The sequence below is a fragment of the Mesorhizobium sp. M0715 genome, from assembly GCF_040320355.1.
Classification (GTDB): domain Bacteria; phylum Pseudomonadota; class Alphaproteobacteria; order Rhizobiales; family Rhizobiaceae; genus Mesorhizobium.
This window is the reverse complement of sequence record NZ_JAMYPL010000041.1, coordinates 20,573-34,212: the sequence shown is the minus strand read 5'-3', so window position 1 is coordinate 34,212 and position 13,640 is coordinate 20,573. Positions and strand designations below refer to the sequence as shown.

General features: G+C 64.0%; 16 protein-coding genes. 9 read left to right on the top strand and 7 right to left on the bottom strand.

The features are described 5' to 3' along the window. Positions 1-255: 255 nt before the first annotated feature. On the top strand, positions 256-1,062 hold the full coding sequence (locus NKI21_RS30720; protein WP_352442953.1) for a YiiX/YebB-like N1pC/P60 family cysteine hydrolase: 807 nt from the start codon (positions 256-258) through the stop codon (positions 1,060-1,062). A 55-nt stretch (positions 1,063-1,117) separates the two neighbouring features. Here the strand turns inward: NKI21_RS30720 and NKI21_RS30715 are convergent, their stop codons facing one another. Next, positions 1,118-2,119, bottom strand: coding sequence for a helix-turn-helix transcriptional regulator (locus tag NKI21_RS30715; RefSeq protein ID WP_245486339.1), 1,002 nt, complete (start codon positions 2,117-2,119; stop codon positions 1,118-1,120). Between the two features lie 146 nt (positions 2,120-2,265). On the opposite strand from NKI21_RS30715, the gene NKI21_RS30710 reads away from it, so the two are divergent. The 4 genes from NKI21_RS30710 to NKI21_RS30695 are packed head-to-tail and all read left to right on the top strand — an operon-like array spanning position 2,266 to position 3,739. Then, a complete protein-coding gene (locus NKI21_RS30710; protein WP_023813481.1) occupies positions 2,266-2,409 on the top strand; it encodes a hypothetical protein in 144 nt (47 codons plus the stop codon). Positions 2,410-2,420: 11 nt separating this feature from the next. Next, positions 2,421-2,765 (top strand): hypothetical protein, encoded by a 345-nt coding sequence (locus NKI21_RS30705; RefSeq protein WP_128305307.1) that lies wholly within the window; start codon positions 2,421-2,423, stop codon positions 2,763-2,765. Next, entirely contained in the window at positions 2,758-3,276 is a 519-nt protein-coding gene (locus NKI21_RS30700) for a hypothetical protein (protein ID WP_023813479.1), read from the top strand. The genes NKI21_RS30705 and NKI21_RS30700 overlap by 8 nt, the downstream gene beginning before the upstream one ends. A gap of 22 nt (positions 3,277-3,298) precedes the next feature. Further along, positions 3,299-3,739: a hypothetical protein gene (locus NKI21_RS30695; RefSeq protein WP_164893054.1), complete on the top strand. Its 441-nt coding sequence runs from the start codon at positions 3,299-3,301 to the stop codon at positions 3,737-3,739. Between the two features lie 13 nt (positions 3,740-3,752). On the opposite strand, the gene NKI21_RS30690 is transcribed toward NKI21_RS30695, so the two are convergent. Beyond that, positions 3,753-4,550: a helix-turn-helix domain-containing protein gene (locus tag NKI21_RS30690; RefSeq protein WP_128305308.1), complete on the bottom strand. Its 798-nt coding sequence runs from the start codon at positions 4,548-4,550 to the stop codon at positions 3,753-3,755. 113 nt (positions 4,551-4,663) lie between these two features. Between NKI21_RS30690 and NKI21_RS30685 the strand changes: the two genes are divergently transcribed. Continuing rightward, positions 4,664-5,524 (top strand): SMP-30/gluconolactonase/LRE family protein, encoded by an 861-nt coding sequence (locus NKI21_RS30685; RefSeq protein WP_352442950.1) that lies wholly within the window; start codon positions 4,664-4,666, stop codon positions 5,522-5,524. Positions 5,525-5,878: 354 nt separating this feature from the next. Here NKI21_RS30685 and NKI21_RS30680 read toward each other — a convergent pair whose 3' ends face one another. Next, positions 5,879-6,772, bottom strand: coding sequence for an NAD(P)/FAD-dependent oxidoreductase (locus tag NKI21_RS30680; protein ID WP_352442949.1), 894 nt, complete (start codon positions 6,770-6,772; stop codon positions 5,879-5,881). A 107-nt stretch (positions 6,773-6,879) separates the two neighbouring features. On the opposite strand from NKI21_RS30680, the gene NKI21_RS30675 reads away from it, so the two are divergent. Beyond that, positions 6,880-7,554 carry a TetR/AcrR family transcriptional regulator gene (locus NKI21_RS30675; RefSeq protein ID WP_502896793.1) on the top strand — a complete coding sequence of 225 codons (675 nt, stop codon included), beginning with the start codon at positions 6,880-6,882 and terminating at the stop codon, positions 7,552-7,554. Positions 7,555-7,824: 270 nt separating this feature from the next. Here the strand turns inward: NKI21_RS30675 and NKI21_RS30670 are convergent, their stop codons facing one another. From NKI21_RS30670 to NKI21_RS30655, 4 genes are all read right to left on the bottom strand, one after another. Beyond that, on the bottom strand, positions 7,825-9,546 hold the full coding sequence (locus NKI21_RS30670; protein ID WP_352868915.1) for a SulP family inorganic anion transporter: 1,722 nt from the start codon (positions 9,544-9,546) through the stop codon (positions 7,825-7,827). 69 nt (positions 9,547-9,615) lie between these two features. After that, positions 9,616-9,894: a helix-turn-helix domain-containing protein gene (locus tag NKI21_RS30665; protein WP_023813472.1), complete on the bottom strand. Its 279-nt coding sequence runs from the start codon at positions 9,892-9,894 to the stop codon at positions 9,616-9,618. 251 nt (positions 9,895-10,145) lie between these two features. Beyond that, positions 10,146-10,859: a phosphatase PAP2 family protein gene (locus tag NKI21_RS30660; protein ID WP_128305314.1), complete on the bottom strand. Its 714-nt coding sequence runs from the start codon at positions 10,857-10,859 to the stop codon at positions 10,146-10,148. Between the two features lie 14 nt (positions 10,860-10,873). Then, entirely contained in the window at positions 10,874-11,215 is a 342-nt protein-coding gene (locus tag NKI21_RS30655) for a hypothetical protein (protein WP_013528672.1), read from the bottom strand. A 172-nt stretch (positions 11,216-11,387) separates the two neighbouring features. On the opposite strand from NKI21_RS30655, the gene NKI21_RS30650 reads away from it, so the two are divergent. After that, positions 11,388-12,782, top strand: coding sequence for a sensor histidine kinase (locus NKI21_RS30650; RefSeq protein WP_128305315.1), 1,395 nt, complete (start codon positions 11,388-11,390; stop codon positions 12,780-12,782). Continuing rightward, positions 12,779-13,438, top strand: a complete 660-nt coding sequence (locus tag NKI21_RS30645; RefSeq protein WP_023813468.1) for a response regulator — start codon at positions 12,779-12,781, stop codon at positions 13,436-13,438. The genes NKI21_RS30650 and NKI21_RS30645 overlap by 4 nt, the downstream gene beginning before the upstream one ends. The last annotated feature ends 202 nt before the right edge of the window (positions 13,439-13,640 follow it).

Below are 13,640 nucleotides of genomic sequence, written 5' to 3'. Positions count from 1 at the left end.
TCCTGGTCATCCTCAATGCAAAAGCACGCGATGCGCGCAACGAGTTCGTAATTGCAACTTGACACCCCAGATAGTCGCTCTCCCCGATCGACGGGGAGAGGAAAAGCGCGCGTTCACCGGCTTCATTCCTCTGCCTTCAGCGGGGAGACGGTGGCCGCGAAGCGCGCCGGATGAGGGCCTGCGCCCTATCAGCAACCCTGTCGCTCCACCCGTGCGCTAGCCCTCATTACCCGCCCATGCTAATCGCCATGGAGCATGACCGAGCCCGGCGACACGCTTCTGGATCGACTTGGCCGCTGGCTTGCCGGCCGGCTGCAGGAAGAATCGTCCGGCTACGAGCCCTACACACCGTCCGATGCCGAAACGCTGCGCCGCACGCTTGAGCCCGGCGACATCCTGCTGATCGAGGGCAACCAGAAGATCTCGGCGGCGATCAAATACCTGACCCAGTCGACCTGGTCGCATGCGGCCTTCTATGTCGGCGATGCGCTGGCCGAACCGGAAGACGGAACGGAACGGCGGCGCCTGATCGAGGTCACGATCGGCGAAGGCTGCGTCGCCGTGCCATTGTCGCGCTACCGCACCTACAACACCCGCATCTGCCGGGCGAGCGGGCTGGCGCCGGAGGATCGCGACAAGGTCGTCGCGTTCATGATCGGCAGGCTCGGCCTGAAATACGACCTCAAGAACATTTTCGACATGCTGCGTTTTTTCTTCCCGACACCGCCGGTGCCGGTGCGCTGGCGGCGCCGCATGCTGGCCTTCGGCTCCGGCGACCCGACACGGGCGATCTGCTCTACGCTGATCGCCGAGGCCTATGGCCAGATCCGCTATCCGATCCTGCCCGAGATCACCCGTGCGCCCGGCCGCGCCTCGGCGCAGTCGAATTACTCGCGCAAGGAGATCCTGCACATCCGCCACCACTCGCTCTACACGCCGCGCGATTTCGACCTGTCGCCCTATTTCCGCATCGTCAAGCCGACGCTGGAATATGGTTTCGACTACCGGGCGGTGACCTGGGATGACAAGGTTGCCGATCCCGGGGCGAAGGCCGCCGAATAAACGCGATCAAATGAGTCCAGCCGCGTGCACGGGAGCGCTGGCCGGCGGCCGGGCGTCAGTGCTTGCAAGCCGCGGCCCGCACGTCCGAGGGTGTAGCGTCATAACGGCGACGGAACGCCCGGTTGAAATAGGAAAGGTCGTTGAAGCCGGCCTCGTAGGCGATCGCGGTGATGCTGCGTCCGGCATGGCGTGGATCGCCGAGCATGCGATGGGCGCGCGCCAGCCGCTGGTTCATCATGAAATCAATCAAGGATGTGCCATCGCTCTCGAACAGCTTGCGGACGTAGCGGGCCGACAGTCCGTGGCGGGCGGCGACGTCCTGCGCCGACAGGTCGACATGGCCACCATGCGCGACGATATCGGCCTTGATGGCGCGCAAGCGGGCAACGCTGACGCCACGGCCGCGTGCGATCTGGGCCGCATCCCTGGTCGCGCCCATGGCGAGTGCGGCAAGGTCGAAGACATGCGTCGCCGCAAGGTGGCAGGCCTCCGCGGTCAACTCGTCTCCGACCTCCTGGATCGAGCTGATATAGTCGAGCAACAGCCGCATCGCCCCGCTCTGGGTCGGCAAGGGCCGCATAAGGACCGCGGCCGGATCGCCGATCAGAGGCGAAAGCTGCTTGCGCGAAAAACTGAGATTGACGAAGCGGAACCCGCCGGCGCCGATCAGGTTGAGGCCAACCTCTTCACCGCTCATCATGAGCGCCTGGCCGTTGCCGACCGCCTCCTCGCGGCCGCGATGCTTCATCACACTGCCCCCGTCGAGGGCCGCCAGAAGAACGAAGTCGTCGTTGTCGATCAGCGACGACGTATGATGCACCCGGAATTCCGATGAGCTGCCGGTGGCGATGCCGAGGCCCGGCAACGCGCGCACCCGCATGTCGATCTGCGCCGGCGCCAGCGGATCGAGGTCCACCCTCAGAACGGTGCGGCCGTAAACCTCGCGCGTAATCTCGACGCGATCCCGCTCCGGAAACATCTCCGTCGCCAGCCTGAACGAAGCTGACGGCCCCATCGTCGCAGTCATCGACACCCCCATGCCCAAGAGCGCGGTCATATGCGCCGCGGCCTGCAAAACGTCAATCCCGGGCCGTTTTGGCCGCTTTCAGTGCCGTTCTGTCCAAGCTGACCCCCTTCGATGCCCCTAGTTTGCGGCGCGATTCCAAAACCGGAACCGCATTGGCGGCAATCCAAGGGGGCACGATGTTTCATTTGCAATTGTTCAAGACGCTGTCGGCACTGGCCGCGGCGGGCTTCAATCCGCGCGTCTATCTGCTGTCGATCGCCTTGGGCAACGCGGTGACCGATCATCGCGAGGCCAAGCTGCCGCCGCGCGCTGCCCGATGATGAGCAGCACCATGAAAAGGATCATTTTCCTGGCCCTGACCCTTGCCCTGGCGGGCTGCCAAACGGGCCAGGCCGACAACAACCCGGCATCGATCGCGAGCGCGGCCGGCAGCAAGAAGGCCCAGAACGAACCGACGACGGAAACGGCCTGCGCCGATGCCGCCAAGAAGGCGGCGAAGGCGCAGACCAATGCGGCTCTGCTCGGCGGTGTCCTGTCGATGGCGGGGGGTCTTGGCGGTCTGGCTGGCAATGGTGGGGTCATTGCCGGCCAGGCCGCCTCGATCGGCGGCTCGGTTCTGCAGTCCCAGGCGACGAGCAGTGCCCGGGCCGGCATTGCGGAGGATTGTTATGGCTGAGCGGCGTTTCGCAGCCATGCGCCGGCTGGCCGGCGCGCTCGCACTTGCCGGCATGATCTTCGACAGCCCGCAGGCCTTGGCGCTGACAGCGCGGGATGCGTCGGCGGTCGTCGGCCTGATCGAGGCCTTGCAACCCGAATTCGGTCAGTTCGCCTATGACGAGGAGATCGCCGCCGACTGGTACGAGCGCGATGCCGCGGACAAGGGCTTGATCGACACAGCCGGTTTCACCGCCGACAGCTGGAAGATCGCGCTTGGCGAGACCATGCGCGGGTTCCTGGCGACGATGCCGGTCGCAGAACTCGATGCCATTTTCGCCAAGCTCAGGAATGCCATATCCGGCATGAAGGAGCTGACCGACGCGCAGAAGACAGAGACCATCGACGCCATCAACGAAGAGGTCGAAGGGTTGATGGCTTTGCGGGCCGAGGGCGGCCCCTTCGCCGATGTCGTCAGGCCGCTGACGCCAAAAATCCGCAGCCTCATCCTCGGCCCGGCGATGGGGCGATAGGATGTTGGGCAACAGGAAACGGGTGGCGGGAAAAGCAACTCCGAGCGGGAGCCTCGAGGCCGAACATCGCGGCATTTTTCCAACCACGGCACGTGTCAGGCGGGGCAGCCCGATCGCGATGCTTATCTGCCTGCTGGCGTCCAGCTGCAGCCAGACGGCCGCCAGCCCGCCGATCACGCCAGAGCAGCATGCGCAATTGGCGGAGCTGGCGGCCGGCCCGGACTCGCCGGAGGGCCTTGGCGAGGCCCTGGCTGCAGTCGAGGCGACCAGGAAAATGCAGGACTGCAGGGCCAGCATGAACGAGACGGCCGGGCAGATGAAGATGATGGGCGCGGTCAATGGCGCGGTCGGCATCGCCGGCCGCATGGCAGGCCCAGGCGGCAAGACAGCGGCGAAAATGGTGGCCATCGGCACCGCCAGGGCCGTGCGCGGCAAGCTCAGCCGCCAGATGCAATCATGCTGAGACGATTGGCCGATCAGGCCGGCAGCGGCCGCCGTGTCTTGGCGGCCGGGTCGGTTGCTCTCGCACCGGCATCTCGCGCGTGCGGCCCGATCGGCATGATCGCCGGGAATGGCGTCGCGCCAAAGGCAAACGTCCATTTGTAGCCGACCAGCCCGTCTTCCGGCGTCGTGTGCTGGTCGTGATGGGCCAGCAGTTTGGCGCGATCGGCGAGGTCCTGCGCCTCGCGTCGCACCATCTCCGCCGTCTCCGGCCGCATCCGCCTGCTAAAGCTGACGAAGGTCGCTTCCTTGTCGATATGGGTGATCGCCCAGCCGATGAAGTTCTTGTTGGTCATCTCGAACAGCGGCCGCAGCGGCCCTTCGAAATTCCACTGGATCGGCGTCTCGACAAGCAATCTCGCCGTGAGCCCGCGGCCGAGCGCGATCAGGCCGAGCTCCTCGAGATCGCGCAGATAGAGGAACATCGAGGCTTCGCTCAGGCCTTGCGAGCGCATGATGCCCTCGGGCGTGAATTTTTCCGACAGCATGACGAAAATGAACAGCAGTGCCGGCCGGCCGGCGAGCCTGCGTTCGATCTCCGGCGCGATGTGGTTGACCGGCCCTGGCCCCCGGTTCATCGAGCCGAGCACGTTCTCCAGCTCGACACCGGCGGCAGCGCAGATCTCCACCAGCCGGTCGAGCTTGCAGTTGCGCTCGTGGAAGATGCGCTTCACCGTCGGCTCGGAAACCCCCATGCGTTCGGCAAGCTCGCGATAGGTGACGCCCTTCGCCTTCAGCGTCCGCTTCAACGCGTCGAAGATAAGGCCGTTCATGGAATGCACCTCTTGCCGTGGGTTTCGTATCGACTTTCGATACTAGCGGTTATCGGCCTTTCCGGAAAGTATCGAAAATCATAGCTCTCCGCCGTCATCACAGGAGAGCAGCCATGAACACCCTCGTCACATCAGCCTTTCTCGCCGTCATCGGCATCGCAGCCGCGCCTGCCGCCGAGGCTGGAGAACTCTGGCGCGCCACCGGCCTCGAACAACCGGAATCGGCACTGTTCGACGGAGCCAACAATCGCCTTATCGTTTCCAATATCGTCGGCAATCCCGGCGACGCCGACGGCAACGGCTATCTCAGCGTGCTGTCCGTGGACGGCAGGACGGTCACCCGGCACTGGACCGACGGCATGGACGCGCCCAAGGGTATGGCGATAGCGGGCGGCAAGCTCTATGTCGCCGACATCACCAAGGTTCGCGTCGTCGACCTCGCCAGCGGCAAGCTCGTCGCCAGCATCACGGTGCCGAACGCTGTTTTCCTGAACGACATAACATCGGACCAATCAGGCAACGTCTATGTCACGGACATGCTGGCCGACACGATCTATCGCATCGACGGCGAACAACCAGAACTGTTCGCTAGGGATGCGATGCTGGCTTCGCCCAACGGCGTCTTCGCCGATGGCGACAGGCTGATCGTCGCCTCCTGGGGCAAGGACATCAAGTCCGACTTCAGCACGGCGGAGCCGGGTGGGCTGCTGTCGGTCGACATCGCCAGCAAGGTGGTTTCGCCCTTGCCGGGCGCGCAGAAATTCGCCGATCTCGATGGCGTCATCGCCATCGGCGACACCATCTACGCCACCGCCTACATGACCGGCACGCTCTACCGCTATCAAGCCGGCGGCGCGCCGGAAGCGTTGGCGCACTTCAAACCGGGCAGCGCCGACATCGGTACCGACGGCAAGTCGATCCTCTATGTGCCGTTGATGAACGAGGGCGAAGTGGCTGCGCTGAAGCTCGACTGAGAGCCATGATCGGTGCCTCAGGGGCCGATCTCCGAGACGTTCGCCAACAGCCGATGGACTGTCGTTCATCGGCGAGGATCGCCAACTCGAACTCTTATTGTGGCTAGTAAACGACGTCGCCCGGATCGGCCCGCCAAGCGCCAATAGCGGACATTGCCGAGCAGATATTTTGATGTCGCCTTTGGGCCGGTAGCAGTCCGTCAGCTTCTAGTGGAGAGGCATCGAAAGCGGACATCGGGTTGCGGGCGTACCCACGGCTCAATTGGGGCCGGCAGCAGACTGGCTGGTATTGTCGGGCAGCCGACGGTGGCGACGACGTAGGGAGGCCGGTGCGGGAGAGGGGAATCTGTGTTCTCAAACCAGCATCGACTGCTGGGCGGAGATACCCGCCGTCGCGCCTTGCGATATTGCCGTGGTGACCGAGGCCATGGCCGGGTTCGCAAGATCGCCGGCAGCATAGATGCCGGCTGTGCTGGTTTCGCGGCGCTCATCGACCTTGATGGCGATGCCGAGGGGCGTATTGACCGTGGCGAGGCCCACTAATTCATGCAGGCTTGCGGACGGCTTGTTGCGCGGATGCGCGAACAGGATGTCGACCGCGGCATAGCGGCCGCTCTCGAGATTAACGGTGGTGATATGGCCCCGGTGATGGGCGATTTCGGCGATCCGGCCATCAACGACAGGTATGTTGCGGCGCGCCAGATCGGCCCGAACATCGGGTGAAATGTCGTGACCATCGGCGAAGACCGTCAATGTTTCGGTCCAGTCGTGGTACAGCCTGACATAATTGTGCGACGGCGGGCCGGACCAGACGAGGCCCCAATGCTGGCCAGCGACTTCAAAGCCGTCGCAATAGGGGCAGGGCACGATGGATGTGCCCCAGCTTTCGGCAAAGCCCGGAACATCAGGCATCTGGTCGACGACGCCATAACTCAGGATCAGGCGGCGCGCGCCGAGGCTTTCGCCGTCGCCAGTGAGGACGGAGAAATCGTCGATGGCGCCGGAGATGCTGTCGGCCCGGGCATTGACCAGCCTGATCGTGGGATAGCGCGCCAGTTGCTGCCGCGCTTCGGCCAGGATGTCCAGCGGTGGCTTGTGATCGTGGCCGAGCAGACCATGCGAATGGCCGGCGAAGCGGTTGCGCGGCAGGCCGGTATCGAGAACGGTGACCTTGCGACGGGCACGTCCGAGCTGCAGGGCGGCGGCGAGACCGGCAAAGCTGCCGCCGATGATGATGACGTCATCCATGGTGATGGGCTCCGTGTGTGGATGAGAGGTTGGCTTGGCCTGGCTTGCATATTTCTGAAACTGCGTGGTATCGTAATTCAACAATTAAGATACTGTCAAGGACTGTAATTGCCGTGACCGAAAATAGCCAGGGCCGCCGCGGCCGGCCCGCCAACGAGGCGCTTGGCCAAACGATACTCGACGCTGCGTCCGAACTCTTTGTCGAATTGGGTTTTCAAGGGACGACATTGGACAAGGTCGCCCAGCGGGCGAAGATATCCAAGCTCAGCATCTATCGGCACTTCGAGAACAAGGAGGCGCTGTTCAGCGCGGCCATCGCGTCCGGCTGCCATCAGTTGTTTGCACCACCTGCCCTTCTTGAAGGCGTCGACGGTTCGGCCGAAGATCAGCTCATGGCGGTGGGATCATCCCTGCTTCGCACGCTGTTGAACCCGGACGTCCGCAGTGTCGAAGCCATGATCATGGCCGACAAGACGAATCAGAAGTCGTTAAGCAAGCTCCATTACGAAGCCGGCCCCGCCCATGTCATCGCCCAAATCGAGGCCCTGTTGCGTCAGTTGCACGCGAAGGCGGTTCTGAACGTGACCGATCCTCTCCGGTCCGCCCGCCTGTTTGCCGCGCTTATCAAAGGATCCGATCTCCTGATTATCGCACGCTTCGATGAGGCGAGAGCAGAGGACGACAACGAAATCGAATCCTATTGCCGGTCGGCCGTCGCCATGTTCATCGCCGCGCACGGTGGCACGACCACCCGGGCGGATAGCCCAGGAGTACTTGCATGATATTTGGGGCTCGCATTGACATCAACACGACTATTATCGTTGGGCAGCGGGCTGACCGGCGGCGTAACCTGCTACCACCCCATTCGAGGCCTTAGTGCTGGCTTAGCAGACCGTCAGCTTTCGGGAAGCTGCAACGATAGTCTGAATGGCGGAAACGAGGGCGCAAAGCGGCCGTTCACGTCGCGCCGTGCGTGAGTCAACCCAGGGCCAAAACGTTTGCGTTCAACCGGCGGACACCTGTGTGGCCCGCCGACCGGCAAATCCCGATTTCTACTCTGCCTCCAGCTTCCCTTTCAGCTGCGCCCTCGCATCCTTGATCGAGGCGGCATAGGTCACCAGCGGGCGCTTGACGCCGTGGTTGATCAGCATACGCCGGATCTGCGGCGCGGCACCTGATATGATGAAGCGGACGCCGGCGCGTTTCGCCTTGTGGGCGGCGCCCTCGATGACGTTGGCCGCCGTCGAATCGAAGAACGGTACGGCCGAGCAATCGAGGATGAAGTTTTTGCGCTGGTCGGCGATGCGGTCGAGCACGGTGCCGACGGTCGACGCGGCGCCGAAGAAGAAAGCGCCGGAGATGCGGTAGACCACGGTGTCGGCGTCGGTCGCCTCGCTGGCATCGTAGGCGTTGGTGCTGTCGGCGACATCCTCCTGCACCAGCGGCTGATCGGCCTCGACCGCAATCGACTTGGCCATGCGGTCGATGAACAGGATCGACCCCAGCACGAAGCCGACGACGATGCCTTCGGTGAGATCGCGGAAGATGACGATCAGGAAGGTCACCATCAGCACCAGCGCATCGCCGCGCGAGGCACGCAGCAAGGTGGCGAAGGCCTGTTTCTCGAACATGTTCCAGCACACGACGGCCAGCACGCCGGCAAGGGCGGCGAGCGGGATGTAGCTGGCGAGCGGCGCCGCCACCAGCATCAAAGCGAGCAGGATGGCGGCGTGGACGATGCCCGAAACCGGTCCGTGGGCGCCGGCCCGCACATTGGTCGCCGTGCGGGCGATGGTGCCGGTGGCACAGATGCCGCCGAACAGGGCGGACGCGATGTTGGCGAAGCCTTGCGCCACCAGTTCGCAGTTGGAGCGATGCCGCCGGCCGGTCATTCCGTCGGCGACCACTGCCGACAGCAGCGATTCGATGGCGCCCAGCAAGGCGAAGGCAATGGCATCCGGCAGCACGTCAATCATCCTGTCCAGGCTGACCGGTGGCAGAGCGGGCATTTGCAGGCTGCGCGGGATACCGCCAAAGCGGGTGCCGATCGTCTCCGCCGGCAGCGCAAGAAGCGCCACGACCAGAGACGCCAGCCCGATGGCGATGAGCATTGCGGGCCATGTCGGCCGCCAGCGCTTCAGGCCGGCGATGGTGACGATGGTCAACACCGCCACCAAGGTCGCCGCCGGGTTGATGGTGCCGGCCGCCTCGGCGACCGCCATCAACTTGGACACCAGCGGTCCGGGCTCCTTGCCGGCAAGCCTCAGCCCGAACAGTTCGACGATCTGCCCGGAAAAGATGATGACGGCGATGCCGGCGGTGAAGCCGACCGTCACCGGATAGGGAATGAATTTGATGTAGGTGCCGAGACGAAGATAGCCGATGGCGAGCAGGAAGACCCCTGCCATCATCGTTGCCAAAAGCAGCCCATCGATGCCGACGCGGGCAACCGTCGCTGCCACCAGCACAATGAAGGCGCCGGCCGGACCGCCGATCTGGAAGCGGCTGCCGCCGAGCGCAGAAATGATGAAGCCGCCGACGATCGAGGTGTAGAGGCCGCGCTCGGGAGCGACCCCCGAAGCGATCGCGATCGCCATCGACAAGGGCAGCGCGACGATGGCGACCGTCAGCCCGGCAATGGCGTCCGCCTTGAAGTCGGCGAACGTGTAGCCCTCGCGCCAGACCGTCACCAGCTTCGGTGTGAACAATTCGGAAAATGTCGGCTTTACCGACCTGTGGGCCGGTTCATGCACTGCCCGCTGCGTCTGATCCATGGACTGCCTTTCGCACCCTGAAAGGCGGCGGGATCGTCGGCAGGGCTGTCGGCGGTCGCCGTCGCGACTTTATGCCGGCTCAGCCTTGGGACCCCGCGGCACGGCAGGCTTGAGGCGCACGCCCCGGCCGCCGCGCTCGCTGGTCTGGTTCTCGCCGATCAGCTCCACCCCGGCCTCGTCGAGAGCCTGGATGACCTTCATCAGCGTGTCGACCACGCCCCTGACCACGCCATCGCTCGCCTCCATGCGCTGGATGGTCGGAAGCGAAACGCCGGCGCGCTCGGCGAGCGTCTTCTGATCGATGCCGGCCAGCGCCCTTGCGGCGCGCATCTGCGCGGCAGTGATCATCGGCCACAATCCCCGTCTGAGTCTGCAGGAGTAAGGTGTAATACCATCATAGTGATGTTTCAAGCATTAGTATGAACCTCTGAGACCTAATGGGGCGGGCGTGACCGATCATTTTCAGATACTTCCCGGGATTGCGCGCTAGGGTGTCCATCTGGGCAGGGGGTAACGCGGTTGAGCATCCTCAAGACCTTCATGACCTGGGCGGCCTTGCTGTCGGCCGGCTGCGGGCATGGGCTGATCAACCGGCTGATCTAGTCTCCAGTCTCGCCGTCCGGGTGCTGCCCACGCCATCGCTGCCACGCCCGGGCAGCGAGCCAGCAAAGCATCGCCCAGACGAAGCCCGCGCACCAGCCGGCAAGCACGTCCGATGGCCAGTGGACGCCAAGATAGATGCGGCTGATGCCAACCAGCAGCGTCGTCAGCACCGCCAGCGACAGCACATAGATCTTCGTCGTTCGACCGGGCAGGAAGCGTGCCGCCAGCGCGCCGAGCGTCAGATAGGTCACCGCCGACAGCATGGCGTGGCCGCTCGGAAAAGACAGCGTCGTTTCGTTGACGAGATGCGAGACGAGTTCGGGGCGCGGCCGGTCGATGCCGGCTTTCAGCAGGCTCGACAATACCTGCCCCCCGGCCACCGCCACGAAGATGAAAAGGGCGGTCGCCGGCCTGCGGATAAGCAGGAGATACACGATGACCGCCGTCACGATCAGCACCAGCACGCTGCCGCTGCCGAGGCTGGTGATGTCGCGCATCGCCCCTTGCAGCCACAGCGGGCCGACCGGGCTGTCAGGGCGGCCCGCCTGGCGGAAGGCGAGCAGGATTTCGGTATCGAAGGCGTGCGGCGTGGTGGCGCGCGCCATCTCCATCAGCTCCTCGAATCCCCACAGGCCGGCGGCGATGACCAGGCCGGCCAGCAGCACCGGGAATTCAACCCGGTTGAGCAAAGCGTTCGCGGCGTTCTTCATCGGCAATTCGCCCGTTACAGCCGGCCTTGCAGATAGGGTCCGAGCGTGATCAGCGCCACCGCTGCGATCGCCAGCATGATCCCGGTCGCCTGCAGCGCATTGACGCGCTCGCCGAAGAAGACCAGTGCCACGACGTTCACCGAGACCAGCTGGATGACGGCGGAAAGGCTGAACGACACCGACATGCCGAATTCGCGGATCAGCCGCAGCATGATCAGATTGCCCAGCGAATAGAGTGCCAGCGTCAGCGCGATCTTGCCAAGGCTCGGCGCCAAGCCCCATTGCTTGGCGGCTGTCGCCGCCAGCAGGAAAATGACCGTCGAAAAGCCGAGCTGCAGCAATCCTGAAAAACTCAACGCTCCGTCCCCTCTCGAAGCGGCTCCCGCCGCGTGTGTCGCGGACGTTGTTTCCCAAGCGCGCCGGGACGTCAAGCGACCTCGACCAAACGAAGCTCTTGGCAATGGCAAGCCGGAAGCTCAAAGTACTACCATCGCCCAATCTGTCGGTTCGAAGGGCGGTCAGGGGCTCATGATTCGCAGTTTTCAAAACCTGGTGCGGCGCTGGAGCGAGCTTTCCCTTGCCCTGCAATTCGTCATTGCCGGCGGCTTTGGCCTGCTGGCCGTCATGTTGGTGGTCGGCACCTGGGTGACGGCGCAGATCAGGGACGGCGTCATCCGCAATTCGGCCGCCACGACGGCGCTCTATGTCGACAGCGTGATTGCGCCGCTGCTTCCCGACTTGCGCAAGGAGCAGGAGCTCAGCGAGTCCGTCAAGCAGGCGCTGGACGAGACGCTTGGCCAGGGCGCGCTTGGCAAGCGCCTCGAATCGTTCGTGCTCTGGCGCCGCGACGGGACGGTTCTCTACGCCAAGGAGACGGCCCTGATCGGCCGCCGCTTCGGTCCGAGCGACAATCTGCGTTCCGCCTTCGAAGGCAACGTCGTCGCTGAATTCAATACATTCGATGATGATGAACGCGAGGAGAAGGCTACCCGCTTGCCCTTGCTGGAGATCTACAATCCCGTGCGCGAGCCCTGGTCGGGCGAGGTGGTGGCGGTCACCGAGTTCTATGAGATCGCCGACGATTTCCAGGCCACCCTGGCGTCCGCTCTGTGGTCGAGCTGGCTGATCGTGGCCGGCGCGACCCTGGCGGCATTCCTGCTCCTGTCGGGCATCGTCCTGCGCGGCAGCCGCACCATCGACGACCAGCGTGGGGCGCTGCGCCGCCAGGTGTCGGAGCTGCAGGATCTGGTGGCGCAAAACAGTGCCTTGCGACTGCGCGTGCAACGGGCCTCTCGCCGCGCCACCGCGCTCAACGAAAGATATCTGCGCCGCATCGGCGCCGACCTCCATGACGGCCCGGCCCAACTCGTGGCCCTGGCGGCGCTGCGCATGGACAGCCCGATATTTTCCAGCGATGGCCATTCGGGCGTAAGCCGTTCGACCGAGGTCGCGATGATCCGCAAGACACTGGAGGATGCGATGCGCGAAATACGCGGCATCTGCACCGGCCTTGTCCTTCCGCAGATCGAGACGGCTGCCGCAAACGACATTCTGCGGCTGGCCGTCAAGGAACACGAGCAGAGGACGGGAACGTCGGTGACGCTGACGCTGGCCGGACAGTTGCCGGAACCCGGCGCTTCCGAGAAGATCAGCATCTATCGTTTCGTTCAGGAAGGGCTGAACAACGCCTATCGCCACGGGCTAGGCAAGGATCAGGCGGTGAGCGCCGGGATGAAAGGTGGCAGGCTTTTTGTCGAAGTGTCGGACGGCGGGCCGGGTTTCGATCCGGCGGCACGGGTCGAGGGTCTCGGCCTCGCCGGCCTCAGGGAGCGGGTCGAAAGCATTGGCGGACAGTTCGAAACCTTGACCGGGCCGCAAGGTACGCGTTTGGTAATCCGTCTGTCGGTCGAGGAGCAAGCATGACTGGTACCATCCGCATCGCCATTGTCGACGATCATCCCCTCTTTCGCGAAGGTGTGACGCGCAGCCTGTCGGAGATCGGGGGCTTCGAGATGGTTGGCGAGGGCGCCACGGCGCAGGATGCCGAACGCCTCGCCACAACGGTGCGGCCCGACATCTTGCTGCTCGACATCTCCATGCCGGGCGGCGGGCTGACCGCGGTCGCAAGCATCCTGGCCAGCCATCCCGCCCAGAAGATCGTCATGCTGACCGTTTCGGAGGCCAATGCCGATGTGACAAAGGCGCTGAACGCAGGGGTGAATGGCTATGTCCTCAAAGGCGTCGGGTCGCGCGGGCTCGCCGACATCCTGCGCAATGTTGCAGCCGGCGAAAGCTATCTGTCGCCGACGCTGTCGGCCCGGCTGCTTTCGGATCTCCAGTCCCAGCAGCCGACCGACGGCATTGCGGAACGGCTGCGGCAGCTCACCGATCGGCAGACGGAAATCCTGCGGCTGGTGGCGGAGGGGCTGAGCAACAAGGAAGTCGCCTTGCGGCTTGAGCTGCAGGAGAAGACCGTCAAGCATCACATGACCGGGGTGCTGTCGAAGCTCAATGTGCGAAACCGCACCGAAGCGGCCTTGATGATGCGTGAGTTGCGCGACCGCGACAGGCCTTCTTAGAGCATTTCACCGTTTCACGGAAACGGCGAGCTGCTCTAATTCTTTGTTTTGACGCGATTCTAGACGGAAAACCGCTTCACACTTTTCCTAGAATTGCTCCAGGCCAGGTACGGAGAAATGCGCAGCGGTTTCCCGTCCCGGATTGCGCAAAAGCACGTCGCGCCTCGGGACTGCAGCCATTGCGGTGCCGAAAACCGGGACG

What these genes read in the sequence shown, in the direction of transcription:
- NKI21_RS30720 (WP_352442953.1), top strand. Translation starts at nt 256, where the DNA reads ATGACCGAGCCCGGCGACACGCTTCTGGATCGACTTGGCCGCTGGCTT.
- NKI21_RS30715 (WP_245486339.1), bottom strand. Translation starts at nt 2,119, where the DNA reads ATGACCGCGCTCTTGGGCATGGGGGTGTCGATGACTGCGACGATGGGG.
- NKI21_RS30710 (WP_023813481.1), top strand. Translation starts at nt 2,266, where the DNA reads ATGTTTCATTTGCAATTGTTCAAGACGCTGTCGGCACTGGCCGCGGCG.
- NKI21_RS30705 (WP_128305307.1), top strand. Translation starts at nt 2,421, where the DNA reads ATGAAAAGGATCATTTTCCTGGCCCTGACCCTTGCCCTGGCGGGCTGC.
- NKI21_RS30700 (WP_023813479.1), top strand. Translation starts at nt 2,758, where the DNA reads ATGGCTGAGCGGCGTTTCGCAGCCATGCGCCGGCTGGCCGGCGCGCTC.
- NKI21_RS30690 (WP_128305308.1), bottom strand. Translation starts at nt 4,550, where the DNA reads ATGAACGGCCTTATCTTCGACGCGTTGAAGCGGACGCTGAAGGCGAAG.
- NKI21_RS30685 (WP_352442950.1), top strand. Translation starts at nt 4,664, where the DNA reads ATGAACACCCTCGTCACATCAGCCTTTCTCGCCGTCATCGGCATCGCA.
- NKI21_RS30680 (WP_352442949.1), bottom strand. Translation starts at nt 6,772, where the DNA reads ATGGATGACGTCATCATCATCGGCGGCAGCTTTGCCGGTCTCGCCGCC.
- NKI21_RS30670 (WP_352868915.1), bottom strand. Translation starts at nt 9,546, where the DNA reads ATGGATCAGACGCAGCGGGCAGTGCATGAACCGGCCCACAGGTCGGTA.
- NKI21_RS30665 (WP_023813472.1), bottom strand. Translation starts at nt 9,894, where the DNA reads ATGATCACTGCCGCGCAGATGCGCGCCGCAAGGGCGCTGGCCGGCATC.
- NKI21_RS30660 (WP_128305314.1), bottom strand. Translation starts at nt 10,859, where the DNA reads ATGAAGAACGCCGCGAACGCTTTGCTCAACCGGGTTGAATTCCCGGTG.
- NKI21_RS30650 (WP_128305315.1), top strand. Translation starts at nt 11,388, where the DNA reads ATGATTCGCAGTTTTCAAAACCTGGTGCGGCGCTGGAGCGAGCTTTCC.
- NKI21_RS30645 (WP_023813468.1), top strand. Translation starts at nt 12,779, where the DNA reads ATGACTGGTACCATCCGCATCGCCATTGTCGACGATCATCCCCTCTTT.